The organism is Variovorax sp. F042, assembly GCF_057814215.1.
This window is the reverse complement of sequence record NZ_JBVASX010000010.1, coordinates 25,930-46,432: the sequence shown is the minus strand read 5'-3', so window position 1 is coordinate 46,432 and position 20,503 is coordinate 25,930. Positions and strand designations below refer to the sequence as shown.

The 20,503-nt window shown below is 68.0% G+C and carries 20 protein-coding genes and 1 other RNA gene; 15 read left to right on the top strand and 6 right to left on the bottom strand.

Features of this window, described 5'->3' with window-relative positions; genetic code table 11:
• Nucleotides 1-3 precede the first annotated feature (3 nt).
• Nucleotides 4-332, bottom strand: an RNA gene (rnpB, locus tag ACZYSP_RS25510) — RNase P RNA component class A.
• A gap of 96 nt (nt 333-428) precedes the next feature.
• Here rnpB and msrB point away from each other — a divergent pair.
• From msrB to ACZYSP_RS25480, 6 genes are all read left to right on the top strand, one after another.
• Nucleotides 429-941 (top strand): peptide-methionine (R)-S-oxide reductase MsrB, encoded by a 513-nt coding sequence (msrB, locus tag ACZYSP_RS25505; protein ID WP_489017303.1) that lies wholly within the window; start codon nt 429-431, stop codon nt 939-941.
• A gap of 79 nt (nt 942-1,020) precedes the next feature.
• Complete coding sequence (cysK, locus tag ACZYSP_RS25500; protein WP_093056344.1) at nt 1,021-1,941, top strand: cysteine synthase A; 921 nt, start codon at nt 1,021-1,023, stop codon at nt 1,939-1,941.
• Nucleotides 1,942-2,093: 152 nt separating this feature from the next.
• The gene (locus tag ACZYSP_RS25495) at nt 2,094-3,740 is read left to right on the top strand and encodes an NAD(P)/FAD-dependent oxidoreductase (protein WP_489017301.1); all 1,647 of its coding nucleotides are present in this window, start codon (nt 2,094-2,096) and stop codon (nt 3,738-3,740) included.
• Nucleotides 3,740-4,297, top strand: a complete 558-nt coding sequence (locus ACZYSP_RS25490) for a VUT family protein (RefSeq protein WP_489017299.1) — start codon at nt 3,740-3,742, stop codon at nt 4,295-4,297. The genes ACZYSP_RS25495 and ACZYSP_RS25490 overlap by 1 nt, the downstream gene beginning before the upstream one ends.
• An 8-nt stretch (nt 4,298-4,305) precedes the next feature.
• Nucleotides 4,306-4,929, top strand: a complete 624-nt coding sequence (locus ACZYSP_RS25485) for a flavin reductase family protein (RefSeq protein WP_489017297.1) — start codon at nt 4,306-4,308, stop codon at nt 4,927-4,929.
• Between the two features lie 65 nt (nt 4,930-4,994).
• A complete protein-coding gene (locus ACZYSP_RS25480) occupies nt 4,995-5,924 on the top strand; it encodes a ProQ/FinO family protein (protein ID WP_093078540.1) in 930 nt (309 codons plus the stop codon).
• Between the two features lie 84 nt (nt 5,925-6,008).
• Here ACZYSP_RS25480 and htpX read toward each other — a convergent pair whose 3' ends face one another.
• The 5 genes from htpX to ACZYSP_RS25455 all read right to left on the bottom strand — a co-directional run bounded on the left by htpX (nt 6,009) and on the right by ACZYSP_RS25455 (nt 10,403).
• On the bottom strand, nt 6,009-6,884 hold the full coding sequence (htpX, locus tag ACZYSP_RS25475) for a protease HtpX (protein ID WP_093056349.1): 876 nt from the start codon (nt 6,882-6,884) through the stop codon (nt 6,009-6,011).
• A 149-nt stretch (nt 6,885-7,033) separates the two neighbouring features.
• Nucleotides 7,034-7,786, bottom strand: coding sequence for a DUF3025 domain-containing protein (locus tag ACZYSP_RS25470; protein WP_489017294.1), 753 nt, complete (start codon nt 7,784-7,786; stop codon nt 7,034-7,036).
• A complete protein-coding gene (locus ACZYSP_RS25465) occupies nt 7,783-8,601 on the bottom strand; it encodes an NYN domain-containing protein (protein WP_093078537.1) in 819 nt (272 codons plus the stop codon). The genes ACZYSP_RS25470 and ACZYSP_RS25465 overlap by 4 nt, the downstream gene beginning before the upstream one ends.
• Nucleotides 8,598-9,629, bottom strand: coding sequence for a dihydroorotase (pyrC, locus tag ACZYSP_RS25460; RefSeq protein ID WP_093078536.1), 1,032 nt, complete (start codon nt 9,627-9,629; stop codon nt 8,598-8,600). The genes ACZYSP_RS25465 and pyrC overlap by 4 nt, the downstream gene beginning before the upstream one ends.
• Before the next feature lie 45 nt (nt 9,630-9,674).
• Nucleotides 9,675-10,403 carry a peptidoglycan-binding protein gene (locus ACZYSP_RS25455; protein ID WP_177142272.1) on the bottom strand — a complete coding sequence of 243 codons (729 nt, stop codon included), beginning with the start codon at nt 10,401-10,403 and terminating at the stop codon, nt 9,675-9,677.
• A gap of 207 nt (nt 10,404-10,610) precedes the next feature.
• On the opposite strand from ACZYSP_RS25455, the gene ACZYSP_RS25450 reads away from it, so the two are divergent.
• The 9 genes from ACZYSP_RS25450 to ACZYSP_RS25410 all read left to right on the top strand — a co-directional run bounded on the left by ACZYSP_RS25450 (nt 10,611) and on the right by ACZYSP_RS25410 (nt 20,498).
• Nucleotides 10,611-11,555: a LysR family transcriptional regulator gene (locus tag ACZYSP_RS25450; RefSeq protein ID WP_093056354.1), complete on the top strand. Its 945-nt coding sequence runs from the start codon at nt 10,611-10,613 to the stop codon at nt 11,553-11,555.
• 55 nt (nt 11,556-11,610) lie between these two features.
• Complete coding sequence (gene cnbZ / locus ACZYSP_RS25445) at nt 11,611-12,387, top strand: 2-amino-5-chloromuconate deaminase CnbZ (protein ID WP_093078533.1); 777 nt, start codon at nt 11,611-11,613, stop codon at nt 12,385-12,387.
• Nucleotides 12,388-12,476: 89 nt separating this feature from the next.
• Nucleotides 12,477-14,138 (top strand): ABC transporter substrate-binding protein, encoded by a 1,662-nt coding sequence (locus ACZYSP_RS25440; protein WP_489017291.1) that lies wholly within the window; start codon nt 12,477-12,479, stop codon nt 14,136-14,138.
• 31 nt (nt 14,139-14,169) lie between these two features.
• Nucleotides 14,170-15,123, top strand: a complete 954-nt coding sequence (locus ACZYSP_RS25435) for an ABC transporter permease (protein ID WP_489017289.1) — start codon at nt 14,170-14,172, stop codon at nt 15,121-15,123.
• A 19-nt stretch (nt 15,124-15,142) separates the two neighbouring features.
• On the top strand, nt 15,143-16,048 hold the full coding sequence (locus tag ACZYSP_RS25430; RefSeq protein ID WP_093056358.1) for an ABC transporter permease: 906 nt from the start codon (nt 15,143-15,145) through the stop codon (nt 16,046-16,048).
• A gap of 310 nt (nt 16,049-16,358) precedes the next feature.
• Nucleotides 16,359-17,399, top strand: a complete 1,041-nt coding sequence (locus tag ACZYSP_RS25425) for an ABC transporter ATP-binding protein (RefSeq protein WP_093056359.1) — start codon at nt 16,359-16,361, stop codon at nt 17,397-17,399.
• A 61-nt stretch (nt 17,400-17,460) separates the two neighbouring features.
• Nucleotides 17,461-18,471, top strand: a complete 1,011-nt coding sequence (locus tag ACZYSP_RS25420) for an ABC transporter ATP-binding protein (protein ID WP_256216858.1) — start codon at nt 17,461-17,463, stop codon at nt 18,469-18,471.
• A 29-nt stretch (nt 18,472-18,500) separates the two neighbouring features.
• Nucleotides 18,501-19,679 carry an amidase gene (locus tag ACZYSP_RS25415; protein ID WP_093078529.1) on the top strand — a complete coding sequence of 393 codons (1,179 nt, stop codon included), beginning with the start codon at nt 18,501-18,503 and terminating at the stop codon, nt 19,677-19,679.
• Nucleotides 19,680-19,748: 69 nt separating this feature from the next.
• Nucleotides 19,749-20,498: a DUF7003 family protein gene (locus tag ACZYSP_RS25410; RefSeq protein ID WP_218149761.1), complete on the top strand. Its 750-nt coding sequence runs from the start codon at nt 19,749-19,751 to the stop codon at nt 20,496-20,498.
• Nucleotides 20,499-20,503: the final 5 nt, after the last annotated feature.

Below are 20,503 nucleotides of genomic sequence, written 5' to 3'. Positions count from 1 at the left end.
AAAGTGTGAAGCCCGCCGATAAGCCGGATTCTGTGCATCGAGGGCCTCTTGCGAAGCCCTCGACGTGACCGCCATTACTCTGGGCCGCCTGTCGCCAGACGGCTCGATGCCACCTACCCGCCAGCTCAGCGGAACCACCTCAATACTGGCCTACTTGGTGTTGCTGCGCGCAGAGATTGCCCGTTTCACCCGAACTTAATCGGCTCGTCTCTGTTGCTCTGATCCTCACCTCACGGTGGAGAGTCGTTAACTCCTGCGCTGTCCTATGCAGTCCGGACGTTCCTCCAGTGCGCTCTTTCGAGACTTGCACCAGCGGCGGTCTGGCGTGCTTCACGGGGCGGATTATCGCCTCACGGGCGAAAGCGCCTTTTCAGGCGGTGCTGCGCCGCTATTTGTAACCCGCCGCCTCGTCGACCCGAACTAAGGGCATGACGCAAAACACCAGACGCCGCTTCGCCATTGCCGCCGGAACCTCCACGCTGGGGCTGGCCATTGCCCAGTTCTTCGGCTGGGGCACACGCCCTGCGCACGCAGCGGACAACGAGAAATTCGAAGTCACGCACACCGAGGCCGAATGGCGCAAGCTGCTCACCGCGAGCCAGTTCTCGGTGCTGCGCCAGGAAGGCACCGAGCGGCCCTACACGAGCCCGCTCAACGACGAGCACCGGGCCGGGCGCTTCAGCTGCGCGGGCTGCGCGCTCGACCTGTTCTCCTCGAAGACCAAGTTCGACAGCCGCACCGGCTGGCCGAGCTTCTGGCAGCCGCTCGACAAGGCCGTGGGCGAGCACCAGGACCGGTCTTTCGGCATGGCGCGCACGGAAGTGCACTGCCGCCGCTGCGGCGGCCACCTGGGTCATGTGTTCGACGACGGGCCCAAGCCCACCGGGCTGCGCTACTGCATGAACGGCGTGGCGATGACCTTCACGCCTGCAGCGGCATAGGGGCCGCAGGGGTCATGGGCTGGTCTCACAATGCGCGCTGTCCGTCCGACAAACGCATTGACCCAAGGAGACTCCGTCCATGAAGGCCCAGAACATCCTCGAGACCATCGGCAACACACCGCACATCCGCATCAACCGCCTGTTCGGCAATGCGAAGCAGCAGGTGTGGATCAAGTCGGAGCGCGCCAATCCCGGCGGCTCCATCAAGGACCGCATCGCGCTGTCGATGGTGGAAGACGCCGAGAAAAGCGGCGCGCTCAAGCCCGGCGGCACCATCGTCGAGCCCACCTCGGGCAACACCGGCATCGGCCTTGCCATGGTGGCGGCCGTCAAAGGCTACAAGCTGATCCTGGTGATGCCCGACAGCATGTCCATCGAGCGCCGCCGCCTGATGCTGGCTTACGGCGCCTCGTTCGACCTGACACCGCGCGCCAACGGCATGAAGGGCTCCATCGCCCGCGCCGAGGAAATCGTGGCCGGCACGCCCGGTGCGTGGATGCCGCAGCAGTTCAACAACCCCGCGAATGTCGAAGTGCACGTGCGCACCACGGCAGAGGAAATCGCGGCCGACTTTCCTGATGGCATCGACGTGCTGATCACCGGCGTGGGCACGGGCGGCCACATCACGGGCGTGGCGCAGGTGCTGAAGAAGAAGTGGCCGAAGCTGCAGGTGTTCGCGGTCGAGCCGGTGGCTTCGCCGGTCATTTCCGGCGGCGCGCCGGCGCCTCACCCCATCCAGGGCATCGGCGCGGGCTTCATTCCGAAGAACCTCGACACCTCGCTGCTCGACGGCGTGCTGCAGGTCGATGCCGAACCGGCGCGAGAAATGGCCCGCCGCTGCGCGCGCGAGGAAGGCATGCTGGTCGGCATTTCGTCGGGTGCCACGCTCGCTGCCATCGCGCAGAAGCTGCCCTCGCTGGCACCCGATGCGGTGGTGCTGGGCTTCAACTACGACACCGGCGAGCGCTATCTGTCGGTAGAGGGCTTCCTGCCCGCTTGATCTGGCTCGCCCCCAGGCTACGCGCACTTCGTGTCGCTTCGCCAACCCCCTACCGGGGGCAACACCAGCGGCCCGGCAAAGCCGGTTCCGCGGTGTTCCACGAACGACGAAGCTAAAATGGCCGGCTGCTTGATAGTCACAAGCCCCATGCCATGCTGAGAATCTCCGAACTCAAACTCCCGCTCGACCACGCGCCCGACGCGCTGGTCACCCTGATCGCCAGGACGCTCGACGTTCCGCTCGACGCGATCGCCTCCCACACCGTCTACAAGCGCAGCTTCGACGCGCGCAAGGTCGAACTGCTCACGGTCTACATCTGCGACGTGCAGCTGGCCGATGCCAAGCTGGAAGCCGCGCTGCTCGCCAAACACGCGGGCCATCCGCACATCCAGGCCGCTCCGGACATGCGCTACACGCCGCCGGCCAATGCGGCAGAAGGCACTGCCCGGCCGGTGGTGATCGGCTTCGGCCCCTGCGGCATCTTCGCGGCGCTGATGCTCGCGAAGATGGGCTTCAAGCCCATCGTGCTCGAGCGCGGCAAGACCGTGCGCCAGCGCACCCGCGACACCTGGGGCCTGTGGCGCAAGAGCGTGCTCAACCCCGAGTCGAACGTGCAGTTCGGCGAAGGCGGCGCCGGCACCTTCTCGGACGGCAAGCTCTACAGCCAGATCAAGGACCCGCGCTTCCTCGGCCGCAAGGTGATGGAAGAGTTCGTGAAGGCCGGTGCGCCGCCCGAAATCCTTTACGTCGCGCATCCGCACATCGGCACCTTCAAGCTGGTGAAGGTGGTCGAGAACATCCGCGAGCAGATCGTGGCGCTGGGCGGCGAGATCCGCTTCGAGCAGCGCGTGACCGACGTGCACATCGAAGACGGCCACCTTCGCGGCCTCACCGTGCTCGACCAGACGACCGGCCAAAGCAGCGAACTGCGCGCCGACCACGTCGTGATGGCGCTCGGCCACAGCTCGCGCGACACCTTCGAGATGCTGCACAAGCGCGGCGTGCACATCGAGGCCAAGCCCTTCTCCATCGGCTTCCGCGTGGAGCATCCGCAGGGCCTGATCGACCGCGCACGCTGGGGCCGCCATGCGGGCCACCCGCTGCTCGGCGCGGCCGACTACAAGCTGGTGCACCACGCGAGCAACGGCCGCTCGGTCTACAGCTTCTGCATGTGCCCCGGCGGCACCGTGGTCGCAGCCACCAGCGAGCCGGGCCGCGTGGTCACCAACGGCATGAGCCAGTACTCGCGCAACGAGCGCAATGCCAATGCGGGCATCGTGGTGGGCATCGACCCACGCGACTTCCCTGGTGACGCGCTCGCGGGCATCGCACTGCAGCGCGAACTCGAAAGCAACGCCTTCGTGCTCGGCGGCGGCGACTACCGCGCGCCCGGCCAGCTGGTGGGCGACTTCATCGCCGGCAAGCCCTCTACGGCGCTCGGCAGCGTGACGCCGTCGTACAAGCCGGGCGTGACACCGACCGACCTGCACAAGGCCCTGCCCGCCTACGCCATCGAGGCCATGCGCGAGGCCTTCCCCGCCTTCGGCCGCAAGATCAAGGGCTTCGACACGCACGACGCGGTCCTCACCGGCGTCGAGACGCGCACCTCGTCGCCCATCCGCATCACGCGCGGCGACGACTTCCAGAGCCTCAACGTGCGCGGCCTCTACCCTGCCGGCGAAGGCGCGAGCTACGCGGGTGGCATCCTGTCGGCCGGTGTCGATGGCATCAAGGTGGCCGAGGCCGTGGCGCACGGCGTGCTGGCCGAGGCCGAACGCGAACGCACCGCGAGCGTCTGATGCAAGTCATGCACTTCGAGCGCCCCACCCTCGGCCAGCTGACCGCCGCCACGTTCGCGATGGCAGCCGTGGTGCTGGCTTCCAACATCCTCGTGCAGTTCGCCATCAACGACTGGCTGACCTGGGGCGCCTTCACCTACCCGGTGGCGTACCTCGTGAGCGACCTCGTCAACCGGCGCTTCGGCCCCGGCATGGCGCGGCGCGTCGCATGGGTCGGCTTTGCCGTCGCCGTGGGCATCTCGCTGCTGCTCGCGCCGGTGCGCATCGCGGCCGCCTCGGGGCTGGCCTTCATCGCTTCGCAACTGCTCGACATCGGTGTGTTCGACCGGCTGCGGCGCGGCCTCTGGTGGCGTGCGCCGCTGGTGGCCACGGTGATCGCGGCGGTGCTCGACAGCATCGTGTTCTGGGGCATCGCCTTCGCGGGCACCGAAGGCCCATGGTTCACGTGGGCGCTGGGCGACCTCGCCGTGAAGCTCGCCGTCGGCGTGCTGATGCTGCTGCCGTTCCGGCTGCTGATCGGCCGGCAGGCGGCGCGGGCTTCGGCCCTGGGCCACTGAGGACATCGATGGCGAACGACGACTTCCACTTCTACGAGCCCACCAAGGGCCACGGCCTGCCGCACGACCCGTTCAACGCGATGGTCGGGCCGCGCCCCATCGGCTGGATTTCGTCGCAGGACGCGAACGGCGTGCTCAACCTCGCGCCCTACAGCTTCTTCAACGCCTTCAACTACACGCCGCCCATCGTCGGCTTCGCCAGCATCGGCGCCAAGGACAGCCTGCACAACATCCGCCAGACGCGCGAGTTCGGCTGGAACCTGGCGACCCGGCCGCTGGCCGAGCAGATGAACCGCTCGTGCGCCGCCGTGCCGCCCGATGTGAACGAGTTCGAGCTCGCCGGGCTCACGACCGCCGCCTCCAAAACCATCGCGGTGCCGCGCGTAGCCGAAAGCCCCGTGTCCTTCGAATGCAGGCTCACGCAGATCCTGCAGCTAGAAGGCGTGGACGGCACGCCCGTGCAAACCTGGCTGATCCTCGGCGAAGTGGTGGGCGTGCACATTGCGCGCCACCTGCTGAAGGACGGCATCTACGACACCGCCGCGGCGCAGCCCATCCTGCGCGGCGGCGGACCGGCGGACTATTTCGAAGTCAGCCCCGACAATCTCTTCAGGATGTTCCGGCCGCGCTGAAGGCGCCAAACCGGACTTCATTTCTTTCCCTTTCATTCCACCGCGACCCTCGCCGCGCCCCCCGCATGACCGACGCTTCCACCGCCACCCCGAAGACGAACGCGCGCCCGCCCCGGCGTCAGCAACTGGACATGGCCGATCAGCTGAAGCAGCTGCAGGCCGGCCCCGATGCGGATTCAGGCACGAGCAGCAGCGCGGAAACTCCCGCGCAGCAGCCTCGCCAGTCCCGCCCACCCCGCCAGAACAACCAGGGCGCAGGCAACCAGCGCCCGCAGCGGCAGCAACAGCAGCCGCGCAAGCAAGGTGCGCAAGGCCAGGCACAGGGCCAGGCAGCGGCTCAACCGCAGCGCGCACCGCGCAAGGTCAACCCGGTGCTCGAGCGCCTGTTCGAGCTGTACCCGCAGCTCTTCGGCGCGCGCTTCGTGCCGCTGAAGCTCGGCGTGTACGAGGAACTGCTCGCGCGCCACCCCGAAGACTTCAAGGCCGAAGACCTGAAGATCGCCATGGGCCAGCACGCGCGCTCCACGCGCTACCTGGAGGCCGTGGCCGCCGGCCTGGCGCGCCACGACCTCGACGGCAACGCGCTCGACCCGGTCGCGCCGGAGCACGTGCACCACGCCATCCTCGAGCTGCACCGCCGCCGCCTGCAACGTGCCAACGGCGAAGACCTGCGCCCGCAGCTGGTCGCGCGCATCGCCAAGGCCGTCGAGGCCTCGGGCCTGGATCGCGAGGCCTATGCAGTGCTGGTGCGCTCGCGTGACGAGAACAACAACGCCGTGGTGGACGAGGCCCTGGCCGAACTCGCCCAGCAGGCCGCCAAGCGCGAGGCGCTGCTGCGCGCCTTCGAGGCCAGCGGCCGCAGCGAGCAGGAGTTCGCCGACATGTACGGCATGAAGCACGGCGAGGTGACGCGCACGCTGCAACGCGCGCGCGCCGATCGCGAGGCACCTGCGGCGCCGGCCGTCGAAGCACCCGAAGCACCCGCAGCAGACTGAACACGCCACACAAACAAAAAAGCCGCCACAGCGATGTGGCGGCTTTTTTTCATGGCGCCGCGGACTTGCCGCGACCGACTCTGATCAGCGCTGCGCGTTCTGCAGCGCTGCAATGCGCTCTTCGATCGGCGGGTGTGTGGCAAACAGCTTGCCAATGCTGCCGGTGATGCCCATGGCTTCCACGGCCTTCGGCAGTTCGCCGGCCGGCAGGCCACCCAGGCGCGCGAGCGCGTTGATCATTGGCTGCTTCTGGCCCATCAGCGCGGCCGCACCGGCGTCGGCGCGGAACTCGCGATGGCGCGAGAACCAGGCCACCACCATCGCGGCGGCAAAGCCGAGCACGATGTCCAGCACGATGGTGCTCACGTAGTAGCCGATGCCGGGGCCCGACGAACGGTCGTCGCCGCGGCGCAGGAAGCTGTCGACCGCGTAGCCGATCACGCGCGACAGGAACACGACGAAGGTGTTCATCACGCCCTGAATGAGCGTCATCGTGACCATGTCGCCGTTGGCGATGTGGGCCACCTCGTGGCCGATGACGGCCTCGACCTCTTCGCGCGTCATGCCCTGCAGCAGGCCGGTGGACACCGCCACCAGCGACGAGTTCTTGAACGCGCCGGTCGCAAAGGCATTGGGCTCGCCTTCGAAGATGCCGACCTCGGGCATGCCGATGCCGGCCTTGTCGGCGAACTTGCGCACCGTGCCGACGATCCAGGCCTCGTCGGGCGACTGGGGGTTGTCGATCATGTGCAGGCCGGTGGTCCACTTGGCCATGGGCTTGCTGATGAGCAGCGAGATGATCGCGCCGCCGAAACCCATCACCAGCGCGAAGCCGAGCAGCGCGCCCAGGTTGAGCCCGTTGGCCGTGAGGAAGCGATTGACGCCGAGCAGGCTGGCGACCACGCCGAGCACCGCGACGACCATCACATTGGTCAAAACGAACAGAAGGATACGTTTCAAGTTGAATTCTCCGTGGGGAAATCTGCCACCTAGATGAGGACCCCGGGGCCCTCTTCAAGCCGTGCGCGGCATGGAGGCCCTGGGTGTTGTAGTGCGTCTGGGCGCTCCGGTCGGCGGCAGCCGGTAGAGCCATGATAGGAGCAAAAGTTCTATGCCCCTGGTATTCCCCGGCCCGGCAAGGGCCTGAAAACCTGCGGATCGGCATAGAACGCCGCCGCCTCGTTGCCGCTCCACCAGCCGGGCACGCCGAGCACCGGCAGAGGCACGAAGGGCTTGCGTTCGAGCTGCCGCGCGTCGAGCGCCTGCGCCATGCGCGCGTCATCGAACGCCGCCGGGCCGCTCGCGTCGTGCGTCAGCAGCACGTGCGCGGTGATCGGCTTACGCGGCGTGACCAGTTTTTCGAGCAGCGCATGGCCGAAGAGCAGCAGGCGGGCTTCGCTCCACAGCCCGCGTTGCGTGACGAACAGCGTGTGCCAGTCGCGCGCGATCAGCGCCTGCCAGAGCGCGGGTGGCGCATCGAGCACTGCGCCGTTCTCGTCGAGCAGCGTGAGCGCATCGCGCAGCGGGCCTCGCACGGCGGCAACGCCGCTTCGCGCGATCTCGGCCGCCTGCAGTTCGTTGAGCCGGCGCTTGGTCTGCGGAAAGGCGAGCCAGACGAGGCCGTTGAAGAAATCGTGCAGGTTGTCGCGCGTGGGGACGGTGCGGGTCTGGAAGATGTGGGCTTCGTAGGCCTGGCCTGCGGGCAGCGCGTCCTGATGTACGAAATCGGGCGCCTGGGCGGGCTTGACTGCCTGCAGGGCGGCAGCCACCCCGGCGTGCCGCGCGGCCTGCTCTACCGCGCCGCCGCTCGAACGATAGGGCGCCAGCCAGGGCTGCGCCCAATCAACCGCCGGCAGGGTCAAGGCGCGGACGCGCCCGTCCAGCGGATGCGGTCAGGGTGCTGCATCACGGCGAACTCCGACGTGAGTTTGTCGAAAAGCTTGAGCGAGCTGCCGTGCTTGCCAAGCAGGCCGGCCGTGCGCAGGGCCTTTGCCACGTCGTTGAGCGGCACGTCGTTGCCGCTGCGCAAGGCCGGTGCAGCCTGCAGGATGAATTCGGCCGCTTCGGAGATTTGCGGTTGCTGCTGCGGTGGCGGCGCGGCCTTGACGGCCTTCGCCGTCTTGCGGGCCGGCGTCTTGGCCGCGGCCTTCTTGGCAGCAGGCGTCGCCTTGGCCCGCGCGGTCTTCGCGGGTGCAGACTTGGCCGCAGCCGCCTTCTTCGCCGGCGCGGTGCGCACCGCGGGCTTCGTGCTGGCGTGGTGCGCGAGGTCCATGAAGGCGTCGTACACGCCGACCGTCTCTTCGCCCGTCTTGCCCTGCTGGCCGATGCCGCAGACGCGGCAGCCCTTTTCGCGCAGGCGGATCACGAGCGGCGCGAAGTCGGAGTCGGAAGACACCAGCACCACCACGTCGGGCCGCTCGTTGATGGCCAGGTCGATGGCGTCGACCGACAGCGCGATGTCGGTGCTGTTCTTGCCGGCCGACAGGTTCACCATCGGCCGCACCGACAGCCGCTTGAACATCGCCTGCCGGTTCACCGCCATCTCGGCGTTGCAATACGCGCGGCGCACGTGAATGGCGCCGTATTCATCCATCGTGCGCTGCACGGCCTGTTCGATCACATCGGCCGAGACGTTGTCGGCGTCGATCAGCAACATCACGCGCAGCGTCGGTGTCATGAGAGCTTCCAGTTGATCGTCTCGCCGCCGCGCAAGGGCTTGAGCGTGGCGTCGCCGTAGGGCACGGTCTCCGGCACGGTCCAGCTTTCGCGCTTGAGCGTGATGGTGTCGGTGTGGCGCGGCAGTTCGTAGAAGTCGGGGCCGTGGAAGCTCGCGAAGCCTTCGAGCTTGTCGAGCGCGTTCACGCTGTCGAAGGCCTCGGCGTACAGCTCGATGGCCGTGAGCGCGGTGTAGCAGCCGGCGCAACCCAGCGCATGCTCCTTCAGGTGCGCCGGGTGCGGTGCGCTGTCGGTGCCCAGGAAGAAACGGTCGCTGCCGCTGGTGGCTGCCTCGACCAGCGCCACGCGGTGCGTCTCGCGCTTGAGCACGGGCAGGCAGTAGTAGTGCGGGCGAATGCCGCCGGTGAAGATGGCGTTGCGGTTGTACAGCAGGTGGTGCGCCGTGATGGTGGCTGCCGTGAAGCGATCAGCGTCGCGCACGTAGTGGGCGCCTTCCTTCGTGGTCAGGTGCTCGAACACCACCTTCAGCTCGGGAAAGTCGCGGCGCAGCGGAATCATCACGCGGTCGACGAACACGGCTTCGCGGTCGAACAGGTCGATGGCGGGGTCGGTCACCTCACCGTGCACCAGCAGCAAGAGGCCGTGCTTCTGCATGGCTTCGAGCGTCTTGTAGGTCTTGCGGATGTCGGTCACACCGGCATCGCTGTTGGTGGTGGCGCCGGCCGGGTAGAGCTTGAGCGCGCGCACGCCGGCTTCGGCTGCCAGCGCGATCTCTTCGGGCGGCAGCTTGTCGGTGAGGTAGAGCGACATCACGGGCTCGAAGGCCGTGCCTTCGGGCACGGCGGCGCGGATGCGGTCGCGGTAGGCCACGGCCTGTGCGGCGGTGGTCACGGGCGGGCGAAGGTTGGGCATGATCAGCGCGCGGCCGAACTGGCGAGCGCTGTGGGGAACGACGGCTTCGAGGGCGGCGCCATCGCGCACGTGCAGGTGCCAGTCGTCGGGGCGGGTGATCGTGAGGGTGTCTGTCATGGCGCTGGGATTGTCGCATCGCCCCCCTGGCGCCCTCCCACCGGGCTACGGATGCGAGAACACGCGACAGGCGTTCCGGGGCACCTGCTGGCTCCACTTGACGTGGTTGACCGAACTGCGCGCCCCCTTGCCCGGCGGCCAGGGGTCGAAGATTCGCAGCGTGGTGCCGCGCCCGCCGGGATCGTCGTCGCCGCGAATACCCACGACAAGCACCATGTGGCCCGGACGGCCGACACCGGCGGCATACCCCCTCGCACCCCACGGCAGATCGAACATCAGCGGCCCGTGCTGCAGTGCGGCACGCAGCTGGCCGACCGACCAGGGCGCCGGCGGGCGCACCGCCAGGCCGTGCGCGGACGCAAAGAGCGCATCGGCCGTCATGGCGTCGTCGGCATTCGCGAAGGTGCGCAGGCCGCCGTCGTCGGCGATCAGCTCGGTGGGCGTGCGCGCTACCACCGCCTGCACGTTGGAGCGCGTGATCATTGCCGTGCAGGCGGCCCAGCACTGGCCGGGCGTGGGCTGCGGAATCAGCGCAACGGGGTGCAGGATCGGCGCGTGGCACTCATTGCCGAACACCAGGTTCTGCGTGCAGGGGCCGGCCTCGCCGTCTTCGGCGAGCCAGTTCGCGGCCTGCAGGCGGCGCACCGCAATCCGGGTAATCGGGCCGTAGTCGCCGTCGAGCACGAGCCCGGGGTTCGGCTGGAGCTTCCGGTTCAATGCCTCCTGCAATCTGCGAACGTCGGCGCCACGTGCACCCTGCGTCAGTGTTGTCATCGGTTCTGTTCCCTTCGCCCCACAGACTGTCGGTGCAAACGGTTGCATTGTCAAAAACGGGCTCCGCCGCGTCCATCGGTCGGACGGCATATACGGGATGGCGACCCCGCTTGGCCCGGGGCACGCCCGTTGCTTGACGTGCTGCGCCATTCGGCCGAAGGTTCGGCCGGCCCAGGCCTTGCGAGAACAAGAAAACAGGAAACCGCCATGCTGTCCACGGCAATGCTTTACTTTCGCGAGACCGCCAAGGCCGGCTCGCTGCGCCGCGCCGCGGAGCAACTGGGCGTGGCGCCGAGCGCCATCAGCCGCCAGATCGCCAAGCTCGAAGGCGAACTGCAGACCGCCCTGCTCGACCGCCGCGCCAACCGCACCACCCTCACGCCGGCCGGCGAGCTGGTGCTCGCACACGCCGACCAGGTGCTGCAGAACAGCGAGGCGCTGCGCGGCGCGTTGCAGGAGCTGATCGGCCAGCCCGTCGGCACAGTGCGCGTCGGCAGCATCGAGGGCATGGTCAGCCACTTCCTTGCGAACAACCTGGCGCGCTTCCAGAAGCGGCATCCGCAGGTGAAGCTGCAGGCCTCGGTGGTGGGCTCGCGCGCGGTGCTCGAAGCGCTGCAGGAAGGCCGCATCGACATCGCGCTGGCCTTCAACCTGCCCGAGCGCCATGCCTTCCGCGAACATGCGCGGCTGGAGCAGCCGCTGTGCGCCATCGTCGCGCCCACGCATGCGCTGGCGCGGCGGCGCAGCGTGTCGTTCCGCGAACTCGAAGGCCACCGCGTGGCGCTGCCCGACCGCTCGTTCCAGATCCGCCACCTGGTCGACCGCATCGCATCGAAGACGCAGGTGTCGCTCGACCTGGTGATCGAGACGAGCACGCTCGACATGGCCAAGGGCGTGGTGCGCAACAGCGATCTCATCACCTTCCTGCCGCGCTATGCGGCGCTGCACGAGGTGTCGAACGGAGACCTGTGCGCCGTGCCGCTGCAGGAGCGCGACTTTGCCGCCACCGCGACCAGCCTGCTCACGATGCCGGGGCAGCGCCAGTCGCCGGCGTCGCGCGCACTGCTCGAAATGCTGGCCACCAGCATGGGGCGCTACGGCTCCAACGCGGTGCCGCGTTCTGATTCCGGCAACACGCGCGTGCAGAAATGAGCCTTCCCGCCGGCCTCGTCGCTCCCTACATTGGGCGCTGACGAGGAAAGACGGCATGACAACCACAAGCACCGAAACCATTGCGTTCCCCGAAGGCGGCTACCGCTACGCGAAGGGCGTGTTCCAGTATTCCGCCGGCGTGGCGGCGCTGCCCGGCTTTGCCATCGAGCGGGTGCGCTTCCAGCAGGCCGTGCCGCTTGCCGACGGCTTCGACGCCATCGCGGCGCACCTGCGCGCCATCGGCCGGCCGCTCACCGCGCTGTGCGCCTGCGAACTGCGCTCGCCCGCGCCGTTCTCCGAACGCGGCTTTCACGACTTCAACCGCATCTATGCCGGCACGCTCGAGCGCTGGCAGCTGCTGCGCGGCGACCACAACCCGGTGGCGCGCACCAACGTGTGCCCGCGTGTCGGCGCACCGGCCACGCCGGCCTTCCAGGCCTTCTCGTACACCGTGCCGGCCGACGACGATGCCGGGCCGCCGAGCTTCGTGGTCTCGGGCGGCGGCGAAGCGCCCGACGGCCACGCCAGCTACCGCGAGGTGATGGTCCGCCTGGGCGACACCAGCCCCGACGGCCTGCGCGCCAAGCTCGGCTACGTGATGACTGAAATGGAACGCCGCCTGGCCGTGCTGGGCTTCGGCTGGCGCGATGCCGCGGCCGTGCAGGCCTACACGGTGCATGACATCGGCGCGCTGGTGTTCGACGAGATCGTGCAGCGCGGCGCACTCACCACCGGCCTGACCTGGCACCTCGCGCGCCCGCCGATCGTGGACATGGAAGTCGAGATGGACCTGCGCTGCGCAAGGCGCGAGATCGCGCTGTCATGGCCCTAGGCCCACAAGGGACTGATCGCCTGCTGGCACATGTCGTGCTTGAGAGTTTCCTTTCGTCCTTTTCGCCATTCCACCCAACGGAGTTCCATGTGAAGCGTGCTGCCCCTGCCCTGTTCCTGAAGCCCCTGGCCGCCTGCGCGGCACTCGCCGTCCTGGCCCTGGCCGCGCCCCATGCGATGGCCCAGGAAAAGACGCTGCGCATCGCCATGACGGCAGCCGACATTCCGCGCACGCTGGGCCAGCCCGACCAGGGCTTCGAGGGCAATCGCTTCACCGGCATTCCGATCTACGACTCGCTCACGCAGTGGGACCTGTCGAAGGCCGACGCACCGAGCGTGCTGATTCCCGGCCTCGCCACCTCGTGGGCGGTGGACGCCAAGGACAAGACCAAGTGGGTCTTCAAGCTGCGCCCCGGCGTGAAGTTCCACGACGGCTCGGCCTTCACCGCCGACGCCGTGGTGTGGAACGTGCAGAAGGTGCTCGACAAGGAAGCCGTGCAGTTCGACCCCAGCCAGGTCGGCGTGACGGCTTCGCGCATGCCCACGCTCAAGTCGGCGCGCAAGATCGACGACACGACGGTCGAGCTCACCACCAGCGAGCCCGACGCCTTCCTGCCGATCAATCTCACGAACCTGTTCATGGCCTCGCCCGCGCACTGGCAGAAGAAGTTCGACGCCGCCGCCGCCGCCACGCCCGCCGACAAGGCCAAGGCCGCCTGGACCGCCTTCGCCGCCGACCCCGCCGGCTCGGGCCCGTTCAAGGTCACGCGCTTCGTGGCGCGCGAGCGGCTGGAGCTGGCCGCCAACAAGACCTACTGGGACGCCAGGCGCGTGCCGAAGATCGACAAGGTCGTGATGCTGCCGATGCCCGAGGCCAACGCGCGCACCGCTGCGCTGCTGGGCGGCCAGGTCGACTGGATCGAGGCGCCCGCGCCCGACGCCATGGCGCAGATCACGCAGCGCGGCTTCAAGATCTATTCGAACGCCCAGCCCCACGTGTGGCCGTGGCAGCTCTCGTTCGCCGAAGGCTCGCCCTGGCTCGACAAGCGCGTGCGCCAGGCCGCCAACCTGTGCATCGACCGCGGCGGCATGAAGCAGCTGCTGGGCGGCATGATGGCCGAGCCCAAGGGCACGGTGCCGCCGGGCCACCCGTGGTTCGGCAAGCCCACCTTCGATATCAGGTACGACGTGAAGGCCGCGCAGGCACTGATGACGCAGGCCGGCTACTCGGCCGCCAAGCCGATCAAGGTGAAGGTGCAGATCTCGGCATCGGGCTCGGGCCAGATGCAGCCGCTGCCGATGAACGAGTTCGCGCAGCAGTCGCTCAAGCAGTGCTACTTCGACGTGCAGTTCGACGTGATCGAATGGAACACGCTGTTCACCAACTGGCGCAAGGGCGCGAAAGACCCGTCGGCCAACGGCGCCAATGCGGTCAACATCAGCTTCGCGGCCATGGACCCGTTCTTCGCGATGGTGCGCTTCGTGAGCACCAAGGCCTTCCCGCCGGTGTCGAACAACTGGGGCTACTACGGCAGCCCCGAGGTCGACAAGCTGGTGGCCGATGCGCGCACCAGCTTCGACGACAAGGCGCGCGACGTCGCGCTCGCGAAGCTGCACACGCACATCGTTGACGACGCGCCCTTCGTGTGGATCGCGCACGACGTCGGTCCGCGCGCCATGTCGGCCAAGGTCAAGAACGTGGTGCAGCCCAAGAGCTGGTTCATCGACATCGCCACGATGACGATGGACTGAGCGTTTTTTCCAGCCAGCCACGAGCCAGCCAATGTTCGCCTACCTCCTGCGCCGCGTGATCTACGCCGTGCCGATCATGATCGGCGTGGCCCTCGTGTGCTTCCTGCTCGTGCACATCGCGCCGGGCGATCCGCTGGTGTCGATATTGCCGCCCGACGCTTCGGCCGACCTGCAGGCGCAGCTGCGGGAGCTCTACGGCTTCAACCGCTCGCTGCCCGAGCAGTTCGTGATGTGGCTGTGGCGCGCAATGCACGGCGACCTGGGCGTGTCCATCGCCAGCAACCGCGCGGTGGCCGGCGAGGTGTTCACCGCCGTGGGCAACACGCTGCGGCTCGCGGTGGTGGCAACCTTCATCGGCTTCGTGCTGGGCTGCCTGTTCGGCTTTGTGGCGGGCTACTTCCGCAACTCGTGGGTCGACCGCCTGGCCTCGATGTTCTCGGTGCTGGGTGTGAGCGTGCCGCACTACTGGCTGGGCATGGTGATGGTGATCGTGTTCTCGTCGCAGCTCATGTGGCTGCCGGCCACCGGCGCGGGCCCCAGCGGCTCCGACGACTGGGCCTGGGACTGGGAGCACCTGCAGTTCCTGCTGCTGCCGGCGCTCACGATGTCTGTGATTCCCATGGGCATCATCGCGCGCACCGTGCGCGCACTGGTGGCCGATATCCTCGACCAGGAGTTCATTGTCGGCCTGCGCGCCAAGGGGCTCACGCACCTCGGTGTGTTCCGCCACATGGTGAAGAACGCGGCGCCCACGGCGCTGGCGGTGATGGGCCTGCAGCTGGGCTACCTGCTCGGCGGCTCGATCCTCATCGAGACCGTGTTCTCGTGGCCGGGTACCGGCTTCCTGCTGAACTCGGCCATCTTCCAGCGCGACCTGCCGCTGCTGCAGGGAACGATCCTGGTGCTGGCACTGTTCTTCGTGCTGCTGAACCTGCTGGTCGACGTGCTGCAGACCTTGCTCGATCCGCGCATCGCGCGCGCCTGAAGAAGAAAGCCGCCAAGCCATGTCCACCGTGCTTCCCGCCTCTTCATCTTCCGCCATTGCAGTCGAACCCTTGCCGGCCCAGCGCTCGCGCGGCTACTGGGCCTCGGTGTGGCTGCGCTTCCGGCGCGACCCGGTCGCCGTCGGCGCGGCCATCGTCGTTTTGCTGCTGATCGCGCTCGCAGTCTTCGGCCCCTGGCTCGCGCCGTCGGATCCATACCAGTCGTCGATGCTCAAGCGCCTGAAGCCCATCGGCACCGAAGGCCTGCCCTTCGGCAGCGACGAGCTGGGCCGCGACATGCTCTCGCGCCTCATCGTCGGCGCGCGGCTGTCGCTGTTCATCGGCATCACGCCGGTGCTGTGCGCCTTCGTGCTGGGCACGATCATCGGCATCGTCGCGGGCTACGCGGGCGGGCTGACCAACACGCTGATCATGCGCACCATCGACGTGTTCTACGCCTTCCCATCGGTGCTGCTGGCCATCGCGCTGTCGGGCACGCTGGGTGCGGGGGTGGTCAATTCGCTGATCTCGCTGACCATCGTGTTCATTCCGCAGATAGCGCGCGTGGCCGAGAGCGTGACCACGCAGGTGCGCACCCGCGACTACGTGGAAGCGGCGCGCGCTTCAGGCGCCAGCCCCTTCACCATCGTGCGCGTGCACGTGTTGGGCAATGTGCTCGGCCCGATCTTCGTGTACGCCACCAGCCTGATCGCGGTGTCGATGATCCTGGCTTCGGGCCTGTCGTTCCTCGGTCTCGGCGTGAAGCCGCCGGAGCCCGAGTGGGGGCTGATGCTCAACACGCTGCGCACCGCCATCTATGTGCAGCCATGGGTCGCTGCGCTGCCGGGCGCGATGATCTTCATCACTTCGATCTCTTTCAACATCTTGTCCGACGGGCTTCGGTCCGCCATGGACAACAAGGGGTGAGCATGGAAGTCTGTTCTTCGATGCAGTGCGTTTCAGGGCGCGCTCACGCCGACGGGGTACCTTGCTCCGCGAATGTCCCCCGGCCTTTGGCCTCCTCCTTTATTTCGCTGCGCAAGGCACCCCATCGGCGTGATCGTTGTTCGCAGCGGTGGTTGATCGGCCAGCACCACAGTCGCGCCCATGTGCGAATGGCACCGGGTGCTCCCCGCAGCGAAAAAAAGGAGGAGCCGAAGGCGGGGGACATTCGCGGAGGGGAGTACCCGGTGTCATTCGCACGCACCCCGAACGCAGTGGACAGGAGCTAACAAAAATGGACGCACCCAAAGACATCGGCGGCCCAGCCCAACCGCTCCTGACAATCAAAGGCCTGGTCAAGCACTTCCCCCTGAAGAAAGACCCACTGGGCCGCGGCGGCGGCGTTGTGCGCGCAGTCGACGGCGTGGACTTCGAAGTGCTCAAGGGCGAAACGCTAGGCGTGGTCGGCGAGTCGGGCTGCGGCAAGTCGACCACCGCCCGCCTGCTCATGCAGCTCATCGAACCCACACGCGGCGAAGTCGTGTTCGACGGCCGCGAAGTCGGCAGCCGCGACCTGCCGCTGAAAGAATTCCGCCGCCAGGTGCAGATGGTGTTCCAGGACAGCTACGCCTCGCTCAACCCGCGCCTCACCATCGAAGACTCGATCGCCTTCGGCCCGCAGGTGCACGGCGTATCGCGACGCGAATCGGTGGAACGGGCGCGCGACCTGCTGGCTCGCGTGGGCCTCTCGCCGCAGCGCTTTGCCGAACGCTACCCGCATGAGCTCTCGGGCGGCCAGCGGCAGCGCGTGAACATCGCGCGGGCACTGGCACTGCAGCCGCGCATGGTGATCCTCGACGAAGCCGTCTCCGCGCTCGACAAGTCGGTGGAAGCACAGGTCATCAACCTGCTGCTCGACCTGAAGACCGAGTTCGGGCTGACCTACGTGTTCATCAGCCACGACCTCAACGTGGTGCGCTACGTGAGCGACCGCGTCATGGTGATGTACCTGGGCCAGGTGGCCGAGATCGGCCCGGCCGATGCGCTGTACGACGCGCCCGCTCACCCCTACACGCGTGCGCTGCTGTCCTCCATGCCGTCGATGGACCCTGACCACCGCACCGAAGAAGCGGCGCTCGCGGGCGATCCGCCGAACCCCATCAACCCGCCCTCGGGCTGCCGCTTTCATCCGCGCTGCGCGCTGGCCGCGCCGGTGTGCGCCAAGGTCGTGCCCGAACGCATCGTCACCGGCTCGCAGCATGCGGTGAGCTGCCTGATCCACGAAGCCGGCAGCGGGCATCCGATGGCCATCGAAACGCAGAGGCAGGCAGCATGAGCGCCGCGCCGGGCCGCCCCAAGCAAGCTCGCACCGCAGTGCGAAGCACGAAGGTACCCCAATGAGCGACAACAACGAACCGATGGTCCGCCTGCGCGACCTCAGCGTTACCTTCAGCGGCGGACGCAAGCCGGTGCACGCCGTCAGCGGCGTGAGCCTCGAAGTGCAGCGCGGCGAGGTCGTCGCGCTGATCGGCGAATCCGGCTCGGGCAAGAGCGTGACCATGCGCACCCTGCTGCGCCTGCACCCCGAGCGCCGCACCCGCATGGGCGGCACGGTGCAGGTGGCCGGCCGCGACGTGCTCGCGATGTCGCAGCGCGAGCTGGCCGACTTCCGCGGCAAGGTCGCGTCGATGATCTTCCAGGAGCCGCTGCTGGCGCTCGACCCGGTGTATTCGGTAGGCGCGCAGATCGTCGAGTCGATCCGCCGGCACGAATCCGTCTCGCAGGCCGAGGCGCAACAACGTGCGCTGGCGCTGTTCGAGCGCGTGCGCATTCCAAGCCCCGAACGGCGCCTGCAGGCCTACCCGCACGAGATGTCGGGCGGCATGCGCCAGCGCGCCATGATTGCACTGGCACTCGCCTGCAAGCCCCAGCTGCTGCTGGCCGACGAGCCCACCACTGCGCTCGACGCCACGGTGCAAATTCAGATCCTGCTGCTGCTGCGCGAGCTGCAGCGCGACCTGGGGCTGTCGGTGATCTTCGTCACGCACGACATCGGCGCCGCCGTCGAGGTGGCCGACCGCATCGCGGTGATGTATGCCGGCCGCATCGTCGAGGAAGGCACTGCGCGCGAGCTGATCCGCTCGCCGCGCCATCCGTACACGATCGCGTTGCTCAAGAGCCGCGCGCACGGTGCGCTGGCGCGCGGCACGCGGCTCGAAACCATCGGCGGCGCGCCGCCCGACCTGTCCGCGCTGCCGCCCGGCTGCGCCTTTGCCGAACGCTGCGCGCTCGCAAGCGATGCCTGCCGCACCGCGCAACCACCGGTGGTCGAGCTCGCGCCGAACCACCGCGTGCGCTGCATCCACACCGATGCCGCGGCGGCCATTGCGCCGGTGCTCGTCGCCTGACTGACAACCTCCACAAACCGTTCACCGCCATGCCTCTGCAAGACCCCGCCCACGCCTTCGTTCCGTACCCCGATGCGCCGGTGCCGCGCGCTGCGACCGGTCCGCTGGCCGACCTGAGCTTTGCGGCGAAAGACCTGTTCGACGTGGCCGGCTACCCCACGGGCGGCGGCAATCCCATCGTGCTGGCGATGTCGGGCATCAAGACCCGCACCGCGCCGACCGTGCAGAAGCTGCTCGATGCCGGCGCCCGCTTTGCCGGCAAGACCGTGACCGACGAACTGGCGTTCTCGATGAACGGCAACAACGCGCATTTCGGCGCGCCGATCAACGGTGGAGCGCCGCTGCGCATCACTGGCGGTTCGTCATCAGGCTCGGCTTCGGCCGTGTCGTCGAACCTGTGCGACTTCGCGCTGGGCACAGACACCGGCGGTTCGGTGCGCGCGCCGGCCAACCACTGCGGCCTGTACGGCCTGCGCCCCACCCACGGCCGCGTGAGCCTCGAAGGCGCGCTCGACCTCGCACCCAGCTTCGACACCTGCGGCTGGTTCGCGCGCGACATCGGCACCTTCGCGCGCGTGGCCGATGTGCTGCTGGGCGCCGACGCCACGCCCCTGCCCGAACGCGTGCGGCTGCTGCGGCCCGACGACGTCTGGGCGCTGGCCGTGCCCGCCGCAATCGAAGCGCTGAAGGGCGCTGCCGACCGCGTGCAGGGCCTGCTCGGTGCCGCCAAGGGCACCACGGTGGCGCTGGAATCCTTCGACACGATGTACTGGAACTTCCGCTACCTGCAGTCGCGCGAGGCCTGGCTCACCGATGGCCCACTCATCGAACGCTACGCGCCGCCGCTCGGCCCGGGCGTGGCCGAACGCTTTGCGTGGTCGCGCGAAGTGACCGATGCGCAGGTTGCAGCGGGCCGCACCTTCCGCACCGCATTCCGTGAGCACCTGGCCGCGCTGCTCGGCACCGACGGCGTGCTGCTGATGCCGACCATGCCCGACATCGCACCGCTGCGCAGCGACAGCGAAGCCGCGCTGGAGGACTACCGCAACCGTGCGATCCGCATGCTGTGCATCGCGGGCCTGGCGGGCTTTCCGCAGCTCTCGATGCCGCTGGCTTCGCGCGACGGTGCGCCGCTGGGCATTTCGCTGCTCGGACCGGCGGGGTCGGACCGATCGCTGGTTGCGCTGGCGCAGCGCATCGTGGGCTGAGGCCGGGGCGGCATCTTTCGGCCACCGTTAAAGTCGCCCCGAAAGCCCACCTCGGGCTCGGGAGCATCCATGCTGAGCTGGCAAGAAGCCGACATCCTTTCCGTCCTCGACCAGTGTTGCGAGAACTATGTGTTCCCGATGCTGGACAACGGCTATGTCTATCTCGCGGCCACGCGCATGTCGCTGTACCGGTCGCCGCACGATTGGGCCATGGTCATCGAAGTGTTTGGCTTCTCGCCAAGGTCAGGTATTCCCGACACACACGTGCACACCTTCGCCAGCCGGCTGCACGACCGCGCCCCGGGGACGAACTACGTCAACCGAGAGGCCTACGACAACTATCTTGCGCACAACCCGCACAACGAATCACGCTTCGTCTACCCCATCGAGGAAGGCGGATGGCAGGATGCCGAGAACCTCGAATGGGTTGCCGCCGGTGACAGGCACGAATTGACCCTGCGAGGCCAGACGATTCCAACGCCATCTCTGGCGGATTGCCGCGCCCACCGAATCGTCCCGCTGGACGAGGGTCGGCTCCACACCTTCGAACTCTGCCGCATCCTCGCAGCCACCCACCGCGACGACGTGCTGGCCACCGCAGCGGAGCGCCGCGCCAACGTGCTGCCGGAGATGGCTCAGATCCTGCAGCTCGAAGAATGGCATCACCCCGATGTCGTCGATGCACAGCACCGGCCCAGCAACTCGGCAACTTTCCAGCGGCTGGTCAGGGCGCTGGTGACCGGCGACACCGCGCACTACGAGCCCACGCTCAATCCGAACACCCATTGGATCAACTGGCCAGAAGGTGGCACCCTCTAGCCAAC